The organism is Brevundimonas sp. SS2672, from assembly GCF_059579685.1.
Window position 1 is genome coordinate 57325 of record NZ_CM184201.1, and the last position, 11715, is coordinate 69039.

The 11715-nt window shown below is 68.9% G+C and carries 8 protein-coding genes; 6 read left to right on the top strand and 2 right to left on the bottom strand.

The window, feature by feature from the left end; all coding sequences use genetic code 11:
- Nucleotides 1–14 precede the first annotated feature (14 nt).
- The 5 genes from AC52GN_RS00295 (at nucleotide 15) to AC52GN_RS00315 (ending at nucleotide 6903) form a co-directional block, all read left to right on the top strand.
- Nucleotides 15–893, top strand: coding sequence for a ThuA domain-containing protein (locus tag AC52GN_RS00295; protein ID WP_346487946.1), 879 nt, complete (start codon nucleotides 15–17; stop codon nucleotides 891–893).
- Nucleotides 894–913: 20 nt separating this feature from the next.
- Nucleotides 914–2881, top strand: a complete 1968-nt coding sequence (locus AC52GN_RS00300; RefSeq protein ID WP_496527819.1) for an outer membrane protein assembly factor BamB family protein — start codon at nucleotides 914–916, stop codon at nucleotides 2879–2881.
- Nucleotides 2882–2966: 85 nt separating this feature from the next.
- Nucleotides 2967–4280, top strand: coding sequence for an MFS transporter (locus tag AC52GN_RS00305; protein ID WP_291778506.1), 1314 nt, complete (start codon nucleotides 2967–2969; stop codon nucleotides 4278–4280).
- A complete protein-coding gene (locus AC52GN_RS00310) occupies nucleotides 4280–4855 on the top strand; it encodes a hypothetical protein (RefSeq protein WP_496527820.1) in 576 nt (191 codons plus the stop codon). The genes AC52GN_RS00305 and AC52GN_RS00310 overlap by 1 nt, the downstream gene beginning before the upstream one ends.
- A 32-nt stretch (nucleotides 4856–4887) precedes the next feature.
- Nucleotides 4888–6903, top strand: a complete 2016-nt coding sequence (locus tag AC52GN_RS00315) for a TonB-dependent receptor (protein ID WP_496527821.1) — start codon at nucleotides 4888–4890, stop codon at nucleotides 6901–6903.
- Nucleotides 6904–6913: 10 nt separating this feature from the next.
- On the opposite strand, the gene AC52GN_RS00320 is transcribed toward AC52GN_RS00315, so the two are convergent.
- Nucleotides 6914–8251, bottom strand: coding sequence for a sigma-54-dependent transcriptional regulator (locus AC52GN_RS00320; RefSeq protein ID WP_346486448.1), 1338 nt, complete (start codon nucleotides 8249–8251; stop codon nucleotides 6914–6916).
- A 14-nt stretch (nucleotides 8252–8265) separates the two neighbouring features.
- Entirely contained in the window at nucleotides 8266–10098 is a 1833-nt protein-coding gene (locus AC52GN_RS00325; protein ID WP_496527822.1) for a sensor histidine kinase, read from the bottom strand.
- A 237-nt stretch (nucleotides 10099–10335) separates the two neighbouring features.
- Between AC52GN_RS00325 and AC52GN_RS00330 the strand changes: the two genes are divergently transcribed.
- Nucleotides 10336–11691, top strand: a complete 1356-nt coding sequence (locus AC52GN_RS00330; RefSeq protein WP_496527823.1) for a dicarboxylate/amino acid:cation symporter — start codon at nucleotides 10336–10338, stop codon at nucleotides 11689–11691.
- The last annotated feature ends 24 nt before the right edge of the window (nucleotides 11692–11715 follow it).

Genomic DNA, 11715 nt, shown 5'->3' on the forward strand with positions numbered 1-11715 from the left:
GCAGGGAGGAGCGGATGAGCAAGTTGAAGACGTGGCTGGCGGTGCTGGCAGGGGCGATCAGCCTGATGCTGGGGGCCGGGACCGTCTGCGCCCAGGCGCCGGCGCCGGGACAGGCCATGCCGGACCCCTATGCGGGCAAGAAGAAGCTGCTGGTCATCGCCGACGTGCAGACGGGCTTCCATCACGACTCGATCAATCACGCCATGGCCGTGATCGAACGGCTCGGACGCGAGAGCGGCGCCTATGTGGCCTTCCTGCGCACCGATTCCCAGTTGATCACCCGCACGCCGATCCTCGGCACGGGCAGCCGCTACGAAGGGCGGCCGATCAATGCGCGCAACCTCGACTATTTCGACGCCGTCTTCATGCTCAGCAGCGGCGCCGGAACGCTGTCGGACCAGCAGAAGGCCGACCTGCTCGCCTTCGTGAAGGAGGACGGCAAGGGGTTCATCGGCGGCCACGCGGCCACCATCGCCTTCTACGACTGGCCTGAATACGGCGAGATGATCGGCGGCTTCATGGCCGGCGAGTATCGGGTGGAGCCGACGGGGGTGATCGTCGCCGATCCGGACTTCCCAGGCGCAGCCGCCTTGCCGGACACCATCACCGATCAGTTTCCCTATCTCGGCGCCCCCTATGTGAAGGGCGGCGTCCACACCATCCTGAGGCTGGATCCCTCGCGCCTGACGCCGGAACAGCTGGCGCGTCGTCCGGACGGCGACTTCCCGGTCGCCTGGGCCAAGACCTATGGCCGGGGCCGCGTCTTCGTCAGCTCCCTCGGCCACGTCGAGGCGATCTGGGACGATCCTGTCCTCAGCAACTTCCAGCTCGAAGGCATCAAATGGGCGCTCGGCCTGACCGACGCCGACGTCACGCTCGATCCCGCACAATGAACAAGCAAGAGGAACGCCCCATGACCAAGAGCGCTCTCAAAGGCGTCGGCGCCAGCCTGGCGCTGATCCTCATGGCCGCATCTCCGGCCCTGGCCCAATCCGGGGCCCAATCCGGAGGACAAACGCCCGACGACGGAACGACCTGGCGCAGCTACGGCCAGAATCCCGGCGCGACCAACTTCTCGCCCCTGACGCAGATCACGCCGGAGAATGTCGGCGGCCTTCAGCGAGCCTGGACGTTCCGCTACGGCGGCGGAACCGACGACGAGGGCGATCGTGGTCTGGATTACCGCTGGGAGGTGACGCCCCTGGTGATCGACGGGGTCATGTATGTCTCGACGCCGACCAATCCGAACATTCCCGAGCTGAAGTCCACCATCACCGCCCTGGAGCCGGAGACAGGCAAGGTGCTGTGGAAGTGGGAGGCGGAGCGCAACATCCACGGTCGCGGCATCGCCTGGTGGCCGGGCGACGCGACCCACGGCCCGCGCATCATCTTCGCGACGGACAAGGGTTATCTGGCGGCGCTGGACGTGCGTACGCGCCAGTTGGCGGCGGATTTCGGCCAGGGCGGACAGGTCGACGCCTATGTCGGCGTGGTGTCGGACGTGGTGGGCGAAAGCCGTCGCGACACCTTCACCATTCCCAACCCGGTCGCCCTCTACGACAACCTGATCATCACCGGCTCGCGTCCCGGCGAAATGGGCCCTCCCGGTCCGCGTGGCGACGTGCGCGCCTGGGACGTGCGGACGGGCGAGCTGGTCTGGGCCTTCCACACCGTGCCCCAGCCTGGCGAGGCCAACCACGAGACCTATAGCGGCGACGAGTGGAAGGACCGCAGCGGCGCCAACGTCTGGTCCACCATCACCATCGACGAAGAGAACGGCATCGTCTTCGCGCCGGTGGGCGACCTGAACGGCCGCGCCACGGGATCCGAACTGTACGCCAACAGCCTGCTGGCGCTGGACGCCCGCACCGGCGCGCTGAAATGGCACCATCAGGTCACGCACAAGGACCTGTGGGATTGGGACATGCCCACCCCGCCGATCCTGGTGAATTTCCGCGAGGGCGACCACACCGTTCCGGCCGTGGCCCTGACCGGCAAGCAGAGCCTTCTGTTCGTTTACGAACGCCTGACCGGGCGGCCCCTGCACGAGATCGAGGAGCGGCCCACGCCGCGCAGCGACGACCCCAAGGACGAGGCCTGGCCCACGCAACCCTTCCCGGTTCGCCCCGGTCCGCTGGCGCGGGTCACGATGACGCGGGATGAAATCCCCAACATCACGCCGGAACAGCACGCCTACTGCACCGCCTTCTGGGATGAGAACAACATCCAGGTGACCGGCCTCTACGGGCGGCCGCTGATGACGCGCGGCACGCTCAGCTTCCCCTCGACCCTGGGCGGACCGAACTGGGGCGGGCCGTCCTACAATCCGAACTCGGACGTTTTCATCGTCAATGTTCAGAACATGGCGCAATTCCGCCCGGCCGGACCGGTGACCCCGATCTTCGGCGGTCCGCGCCCCCCGCGCCGCCGCGTCGCCGCCGAGCCGGGCGCGCCGATCACCCAGTCCGGCTTCGCCTACCGCATCGACGCCGACACCATGTTGCCCTGCACCCCCACGCCGTGGGGCGAACTGGTGGCGGTCGACATCAGCAAGGGCGAGATCCTGTGGCGCGCGCCCTTGGGAACCATTCCCGGCCTGAAGACCGATGTGGCCACCGGAGCGCGCAACCTGGGCGGCAACATCCAGACGGCGGGCGGCCTGGTCTTCATCGGGGCTGCCAACGACCGCACCTTCCGCGCCTATGACGCCCGTACCGGCGAAGAGAAGTGGTCGGTCGAACTGGACGCCAGCGCCCACACCACGCCGATCACCTTCATGGGCAAGGACGGCAAGCAGTATGTGGTCGTCACCGGCGCCGGCGGCACCGCCGTGGCCGCGCGACGGATGTCCGACACCCTGAACGCCTTCGTCCTCCCCTAGCGCCTGACGCCCCGCGAGGAAGACCTCGCGGGGCGTGTTTTTCGCCCGGCGTCGTCGGGCCGTCTCTAGTCAGTGGATTCAGCCAATGGACGCAGCCCTGTCCGTCCCGCCGAAAAAGAGGACCCGCGCGCGCTATGTCGTGCTGGCCCTGATCGCCGTCGGGACGATGATCAACTATCTGGACCGTTCGCTCCTGGCGGTCGCGGCGCCCAGCATGTCGCAGGATCTGGCGCTCGGCGCGGCGACCATGGGCGTGCTGTTCTCGGCCTTCTCCTGGAGTTACGCTTTGGCGCAGATTCCGGGCGGGATGTTCCTGGATCGCTTCGGCGTTCGATTGACCTACGCCCTGTCGGTCGGGGTCTGGTCGGTGTTCACCGCCCTGCAGGGCGCGGCGACGGGACTGATCTCGCTCATCGTCTATCGCCTGGGTCTGGGCGCGGCCGAGGCGCCGTGTTTCCCCGCCAACAGCCGCATCCTAGTGTCCTGGTTCCCGCAGCAGGAGCGGGCCCGCGCCAACAGCGTCTATTCCGTGGGCATGTATTTCGGCATCGCCTTCCTCAGCCCGGTCCTGTTCTGGGTGACGGGGACCTTCGGCTGGCGCGCCTTGTTCATCATCGCCGGCGTCATCGGCGTCCTGTTCGCGCTGCTGTGGTGGCAGGTCTATCGTGATCCCGAGCACAGCCGCATGGTCAACCAGGCCGAGCTGGATCACATCGCGGCGGGCGGCGGCGGCCTGGCGTCGACGGCGGGCAAGACGTCTTTCTCGTGGAAGCAGATCGGCTGGCTGCTCGGCAAGCGTCAGATTCTGGGCGCCTCCATCGGCCAGTTCGCCACCAACGCCACCCTCGTTTTCTTCCTGACCTGGTTCCCCACCTATCTGGTGGCCGAACGCAACATGCCCTGGCTCAAGGTCGGCTGGATGGCGGTGCTGCCCTTCATCGCCGCCTCGGTCGGCGTGCTGATCGGCGGCCAGCTTTCGGACGCCCTGGTCAAGCGCAGCGGCTCGGCCACCTTCGGACGCAAACTGCCGATCGTCGGGGGGCTGCTGCTGTCTTCGACGATCATCTCGGCGGCTTTCCTCAAGTCCGACGTTCTGGTGATCGCCGTCATGTCCGTGGCCTTCTTCGGCCAGGGCATGTCGAACCTGGGCTGGACCCTGATTTCGGACGTGGCGCCCAAGAGCCTGATCGGCCTGACCGCCGGGGTCTTCAACTTCTGCACCAATCTGGCGGGCATCGTCACGCCGATGATGATCGGCTTCATCGTCGCCGCGACCGGGTCGTTCTTCGGCGGTCTGGCCTTCATCGGCGTGCTCGCCCTGATCGGGGCTCTTTCCTACACCTTCCTGGTCGGCCGAGTGGAACGCATCGCCGAGCCCGCCGCAGAGGAGTTCAAGTGATGCGGTCGATGTTCCCGATTTCGCCTGCCGTCCGCGTCTCGGCCGGCGCTCTGGTTGCGGCCCTGGGTCTGGCGGCGTGTCAACCCTCTCACCCGGCCCGGCCGGAAGCGGCGCCGAAACCGTCGCCCGCGCCGATCGCTGCGGCGCCCGCAGCGGCGGAGCCTGAAGTCGCGCCCGCGCCGACCGAGGCCGGGCCGGAGGCTCCGGCGCAAGCCGCGCTGCCTGTGGCTGCGCCCGGGACGCCGTCGGAGGAGGCGGCTGCGCACGCGTCCGTGGCCGCCTCCGCGCCCGCCCCCGCCGTGAAGGTGAATGTCCTGGCGCAACAGACGCCGCCTCCTCCGCCCGCCCCGAAGCCGGCGGTCCAGCCGGGCGTCCTGCCCGCCGGGGCGGGGCGCAATGTGGCCCAGCGCCTGTGCGGAACCTGCCACTCCCTCGTCCTGGTGACCGCCACAGGCCACACCGAAGCGGAGTGGGATTCCATCGTCGCCCGTATGGAGGCCAATGGAATGCAGGCCTCGGCGGACGACATCGACACGGTGATCGGCTATCTCGGCAAGGCCTTGCCGCCCAGGTAGCCGTGCAGGTCGTGAGTTGAGGGGGATTTCAGGTGATTGAGTCTCAGCCGGTTGTCGTTGACGAGGTTGTGGTGACGGCGGCGCGTCTGCCGGCGGCGGCGGGGGAGGCGGCGTTCTCGGTCATCCGGCTGGACGAGGCGGCGCTGGCGAGGTCGGCGCGTCTGGACGAGGCTCTGGCGAGCGTTCCGGCGGTGTCGCTGTTCCGGCGCACGTCCAGCCTGGCGGCCAATCCGACGACGCAGGGGATCTCCCTGCGCGCCATCGCGCCGTCGGGGGCGGGGCGCACTCTGGTGACGCTGGACGGCGTGCCGATGAACGATCCCTTCGGCGGCTGGGTGATCTGGTCGCAACTGCCGACCGAGAGCCTGGAGAGCCTCGATATCGTGCGCGGGGCGGGGGCCGGTCCCTATGGCGCGGGCGCCCTGACCGGCGTGATCCAGCTGCGCGAGCGTGAGCGCGGCGGCGTGCTGTCGGCCTCGGTGTCGGAACGGGGCGGGGCGCGCCTGGCGGGATCAGGGGGTCTGGACCTCGGTCGGGCGCGGCTGACGGCCTCGACGCTTTACGAGACCAGCGACGGCTACAGGCCCGTGCGCGGCGCGGCGGCCGGGGCGGCGGACACGCCCCTGGACCTGGAAGCCCGTGCGGCGGCCATGCGGCTGGATGCGCCGGCAGGCGAGGCCAGCGTGTCGCTACGCGCCTCGGTCTATGACGAAGAGCGCGGCTCGGGGCTGGCCGGGGCGCGATCCAGCGCCAGCGGCCACCTGCTGTCCGCCACGGCGGCGCGGCGGGCGCAGGAGGGGCGCTATGGCTGGCGCCTGCAGGCCTGGCGGCGCGAGAGCGACTTCGCCAACACCTCCGTCGCGGTGGCGGCGGACCGCAGCGCGACCACGCCCGCCAACGACCAGTATGAGACGCCGGCGACCGGCTGGGGCGTCAACGCCGCCCTGCGTCGCTCGACGCGGGACGTCGCCGGAGGGCGGCTGGAATGGGAGTTGGGCGCCGACGCCCGCGTCAACGAGGGCGAGACGCGCGAGCGCTTCCGTTTCATGAACGGCGCCTTCACCCGCGACCGCGTAGCGGGCGGCGAGACCTCGGTGGCGGGTCTCTACGGCGAGGGTTCCTGGAGCGACGATCTGTGGCTGGTGGCCGGCGGCCTGCGCCTGGACGGCTGGCGCAATGAGAACGGTCGGCGGCGCGAATGGGATCGGGAGACGGGCCTGCCCACGCTGGACGAAACCGACCCCGACCGTTCGGGCGAGGTGGTCAGCGCCCGGCTGGCGGGGCGCCGCTTCATCGGCCGCGGCTGGGCGGCGCGGGCGGCGGCCTATTCCGGCTTTCGTCCGGCGACGCTGAACGAGCTGCACCGACCGTTCCGCGTCGGCAACGACCTGACCGAGGCCAATGCGGCGCTGGTCCCCGAAACCCTGCAGGGGGTCGAGGCGGGGCTGGCTTTCGAGGGGCCGATCTCGGCCCTGGGCGTCAATCTGTTCTGGAACCGGATCGAAGACGCCATCGTCAACGTCACCCTCGCCGAGGGGCCGGGGACCTTCCCCCGCGCGGGCTTCGTCCCCGCCGGCGGCGTGCTGCGCCAGCGTCAGAACTCGGGGACCATTGAGGCGACGGGGGTCGAGCTGACGGCGCGCCAGACGCTGCGCCAGGGGCTGCATCTGAACGGCGCCCTGTCGCTCACCGACGCGCGGATGGACGGCGGCTCGGCGGCGCCTCAGCTGACCGGACTGCGTCCGGCCCAGGCTCCGATCTGGAGCGTCGTCGGCGGGGTGGAGTGGCAGGCGTCGGACCGGCTCGGCCTGGCGATCCAGGCCCGCTATGAGAGCAAGCGGTTCGAGGACGATCTGAACAGCCGCGTGCTGGACGCCGCCGTCGCCGTGGACGCCCGCGTCGAATGGCGCGCCGGCGCACGCACCGTGCTGTGGCTGGCGGCCGACAATCTGTTCGACGCCGAGGTCGAGGTCTCCGAAACCGCCGGCGGCGTCGCCGGCTACGCCCCGCCCCGCACCCTCTCCCTGGGTCTGCGAATGGAATATTGAAGCCGCCCCGCTAACCGTTGCGAAAATCGCCAGGCTTCAGATTGTGACGCTTGAGCTTGTCGTAGAGGGTCTTGCGGGGGATCTTCAGTTGGAGGATGGCGTCGTTGACGTTGCCTCCCAGGGCTTCAAGCGTATCCTTCAGTATGCGCTTTTCGAACTGGGCGACGCGATCGACGAGGCCGCGCTCCTGTTCTCCAGCCGTCTCGCGACCTTCAAGACCCAGGGCGAAGCGCTGGGCGAAGTGGGAGAGTTCGCGGATGTTGCCGGGCCAGGCGTGCTCCAGCAGGCGAGATCGGACGTCGTCCGTGATGATGGGCGTTTCGCCGCCGGCCTTGATCGGCGCGCGCGCCAGCAGGCTGGCGAACAGCAGGGGGATGTCGTCGCGACGCTCGCGTAGAGGCGGCACGCGAAGGCGCACGACGTTCAGGCGATAATAGAGATCCTCACGCAACTGGCCGTCGGACAGGGCGTGGTCGAGGTCGCCGGTCGCCGAGGCCAGCACCCGGATGTCGACGGCGCGCGGTTCGGACGCGCCGATCGGATGGACTTCGCGTTCTTCCAGCACGCGCAGCATCTTGACTTGGGCGGCGGTGGGCATGGTCTCCACGGCGTCCAGAAACAGCGATCCGTTGTGGGCGCGTTCGACGTGGCCGACGCGGCGTCGCAAGGCGCCGGCGAAGGCGCCCAGTTCATGGCCGAACAGTTCGCTCTCGATCAGCCCGTCAGGCAGGGCGCCGCAGTTGACCGCGACGAAAGGATGAGGCCGGCGGCGGCCCCCGTTGTGCAGGGCGCGGGCCACGGCTTCCTTGCCGACGCCGGTCTCGCCTTCGATCAGCACGTCCATGCGGGCGTCGGCGATCTGGGCGATGGTGGCGCGCAGCGACCGGATCGCCGGGCTGTCGCCCAGCAGCGGCAGTTCCAGTCCGGCCTCGGACGACAGGGCGGTCAGGCGCCGGTTGTCCAGAACGAGGGCGCGCTTCTCCAGCGCGCGCGTCAGACTTTCGGACAGGCGTTCAAAGGCGAAGGGCTTGGCCACGAAATCATAGGCGCCGCCGCGCATGGCGGCGACGGCCTCGGCCACATCGCCGTGTCCGGTGATGAGGATGACCGGCAGGGCCGGGTCCAGGGCCTGAAGTCGGCTCAGCGCCTGGCGGCCGTCCAGGCCGGGCATCCGCAAGTCCGTGACCACCACGCCGGGGAAGTCGGCGTCGATGTCCGCCAGCGCCGTCTCGGCCTTGCGATAGGCGCGCACCGTCAGGCCCTCGACCTCCATCCGCTCGGCCAGGGCGCTGCGGAAATCATCGTCGTCCTCGATCAGGGCGACGGTCTCAAGACGCGGAAACTCCATGGCGCGCGCCTCCATCACGCGGCTTTCAGGCCGACGACGAAGACGGCGCCCGTTTCGGCCGGGCGCAGATTCAGCTCGCCGCCGAATCCGGCGACGAGGTCGCGACAGATGACCAGGCCCAGCCCCAGGCCGTTGGCCTTGCTGGTCAAGAAGGGGGTGAAGAGCTGGTCGCGGATGGCGTCGGCCACGCCGGGGCCGTTGTCGGCGATGCTGAGTTCGACCAGCCCGCCGACCCGCCGGACCGTCAGATGGATCCTGCCGTCGGCGCGCCCTTCCAGCGCCTCGGCGGCGTTCTGCATCAGGTTGACGATGACCTGCTCCAGACGAAAGCGGTCGGCGATGACCTGCACGTCCCCGCCTCGGGCCCGCACCAGCCGGACGCCCCCCTGGCGCAGGCGCCCGCCCAGCAGCAGCAGGGCGCCGTCGATCGCTTCGTTCAGCGATACGGGACGAAGCTGCGGCTCCGACTTGCGCGAGAAGGCGCGCAGTTCCTGGGTGATGGCCCCGATCCGGGCGGTCAGCTCGCCGATGCGGCCCAGGGCGCGCGCCGCCTTGGCCTCCTGGGCCCGCTCCAGATAGGCCGACGCCGTCTCGGCCTGGGTGCGAATGGCGGCGACGGGCTGATTGATCTCATGGGCCACGCCGGCGGCGATCTGGCCCAGCGCCGCCAGCTTGCCGGCCTGGACCAGTTCATCGCGCAGGGCTTCGCGACTGGCCTCGGCGCGCATCCGTTCCTCGATCTGGCGATTCAGGGCGACGTTGGCCTGACGCAGGTCGCGGGTCCGCTCTTCGATGCGACGCTCCAGCTCCTGGCGAGCGGCCTCGGCGGCGCGCTGCCGCACGACAGCCTGCTGGCGGCGACGCAGAAGCACGGCGGCGACGCCGAATGCGAGGGTCGCGATCAGGGCGGCCAGAACGCGGGCGTTTGCGACGCTCGTCTCTATGGCGCCTCGGTCGGGGGTGAGCAGATGCAGCGTCCAGCCCGGCGTCATGGTGTCGATGCGGGCGTGCATCCAGGGGCGATCGACGCCGTCCAGAGGCGCCTCGATCAGGCGCGTGGCCCCGTTGTCAGGCGTCCGGAAGGGCAGGGGCGTCAGGGCGCCGTCGCCTAGGGTCTGGTCGGCCAGGGTCAGGCGGCGGCTTTCGGCGTCCATCGGCCGCAGGGTCCGGAAGCGCCAGGTGGGAATGCTGGTGATCAGCACCACGCCGCCGGGATCGACCACATAGGCCGGTTCGCCCGAGGCGCGCCATTCGGCTTCCAGGGCGTCGAACTCGACCTTGACGACCACGACCCCGATGGCGCGGTTCCCGTAGACGACCCGACGGGCCAGGAACAGGCCGGGCGTGCCGCTGACCGTCCCCAGGGCGAAGAACTCGGCCGAGCCGTCCCGCATCGCCTTCACGAAATAGGGGCGGAAGCTGTAGTCGGCGCCGATGAAGCTGATCGGCTGGCGCCAGTTGCTGGCGGCGCGGGTCACCCCGTCGGTCCCGATGACATAGATGGCCGAGGCGCGGGTCTGGTCGGCCAGGGCCTCCAGCCGTTGATTCAGCATCGCCGGGTCGGGGCGAGAGCTCAGCAGCAGTCTGGCGACGTCGGCGTCGGTCGCCATGGCCGGCGCCAAGGCGCGATACTTCTCCAGTTCGCTGCGCAGAACCGCGGCGTGGAGGGCGGCGGCGGACTCCGATTGGCGCGCCAGTTCGGCTGAGGCGCCCTTCCGGGCGGTCTCGCCCAGCCCATAGGCGGCCGTCGTCGCCACGACCAGCCAGGCCAGGATCAGGGCGATCCAGAGTCTCGCATGTCGCCGTACGAGGCCTTCCGAATGTGATGCAGCCGCCGGAGTCGTCATCTTCTCAATGTGCGGTATTCCGCACTTTTGTGCCACAAGTTCGAGCGGTATTTCGCACTAAACGCATGTCCTTGAAATGCGGCGTGTAAAAATAACATTTATTGTCAATGAGTTGATGAATCTTTCGGGCGCCGTTTCCTCCTGGCGGCGCTGTGGCCACACTGAGGTCGAAGCGTGGCGAAGATCGCGCCGAGAGGAAATCCGCGAGCGTGCTGCTCGCCATCAGGAGCGACCTTCTTGATTCCCATCGCGTCAGAGACGGCGGCTGTCGCGCGCCGCCCCTTTTATCGGCATCTCTATTTCCAGGTGCTCGTCGCCATCGTGCTGGGCGGCGCGATCGGCCATTTCTGGCCGAACGTCGGCGAAAGCCTGAAGCCGCTGGGCGACGCCTTCATCAAGCTGGTGAAGATGGTGATCGCGCCGGTGATCTTCCTGACCATCGTCACCGGCATCGCCGGGATGCGCGACATCGGCCGCGTCGGCCGGGTGGCGGCCAAGGCCTTTGGCTACTTCCTGGTCTTTTCGACCCTGGCGCTGATCGTCGGCCTGATCATCGCCAACGTCGTGCGGCCCGGCCACGGTCTGAACATCGATCCGGCCACCCTGGATAAGGGCGCAGTGGCCCAGTACGCCCAGGCGGCGCATGAAAGCACCATCGTCGGCTTTCTGACGGGCATCATTCCCGACACCGTGGTCAGCGCCTTTTCGACCGGCAACATCCTGCAGGTCCTGTTCGTCTCCATCCTGTTCGGCATCGCCCTGGCCATGATCGGCGATCTGGGCAAGCCGGTGATGACCTTCCTGGAGTCGGTCAGCGCGGCCTTCTTCAAACTGGTCGCCATCCTGATGAAGGCGGCGCCGATCGGCGCCTTCGGGGCCTTCGCCTTCACCATCGGCGCCTACGGCATCGCCTCGGTCGCGAACCTGTTCGCCCTGATCGCCACCTTCTACCTGACGTCCGCCATCTTCGTGGTGGGGGTGCTGGGTCTGGTCGCCATCGCCAACGGCTTCAACATCCTGAAGCTGATCCGTTATCTGAAGGAGGAGCTGCTGCTGGTGCTGGGCACCTCCAGCTCCGAGGCCGCCCTGCCCAGCCTGATCTCCAAGATGGAGCGCGCGGGCGCCGCCAAGTCGGTGGTCGGCCTGGTCGTGCCGACCGGCTACTCCTTCAACCTGGACGGCACCAACATCTATATGACGATGGCGGCCCTGTTCATCGCCCAGGCGCTGAATATCGACCTGAGCCTGCAGGACCAGGTCCTGCTGCTGCTGGTGGCCATGCTGTCGTCCAAGGGGGCGGCCGGCATCACCGGCGCAGGCTTCATCACCCTGGCGGCCACCCTGTCGGTGGTGCCTTCGGTGCCGGTGGCGGGCATGGCCCTGATCCTGGGCATCGACCGCTTCATGAGCGAATGCCGCGCCCTGACCAACTTCATCGGCAACGCCGTGGCCACCATCGTCGTCGCCCGCTGGGAAGGGGAACTGGACCGCGATGCGCTGAAGGCCGCGCTGGACGGCGGGCCTCAGCCTCTGGCTGCCGCGCCGGATCCCGCCGCCGGACCGGGCGACGACCTGGTGCTGGCCGACGACTGACCCTGAACCACGACCTCAACGACA

What these genes read in the sequence shown, in the direction of transcription:
- AC52GN_RS00325 (WP_496527822.1), bottom strand. Translation starts at nt 10,098, where the DNA reads ATGACGACTCCGGCGGCTGCATCACATTCGGAAGGCCTCGTACGGCGA.
- AC52GN_RS00295 (WP_346487946.1), top strand. Translation starts at nt 15, where the DNA reads ATGAGCAAGTTGAAGACGTGGCTGGCGGTGCTGGCAGGGGCGATCAGC.
- AC52GN_RS00320 (WP_346486448.1), bottom strand. Translation starts at nt 8,251, where the DNA reads ATGGAGTTTCCGCGTCTTGAGACCGTCGCCCTGATCGAGGACGACGAT.
- AC52GN_RS00305 (WP_291778506.1), top strand. Translation starts at nt 2,967, where the DNA reads ATGGACGCAGCCCTGTCCGTCCCGCCGAAAAAGAGGACCCGCGCGCGC.
- AC52GN_RS00300 (WP_496527819.1), top strand. Translation starts at nt 914, where the DNA reads ATGACCAAGAGCGCTCTCAAAGGCGTCGGCGCCAGCCTGGCGCTGATC.
- AC52GN_RS00310 (WP_496527820.1), top strand. Translation starts at nt 4,280, where the DNA reads ATGCGGTCGATGTTCCCGATTTCGCCTGCCGTCCGCGTCTCGGCCGGC.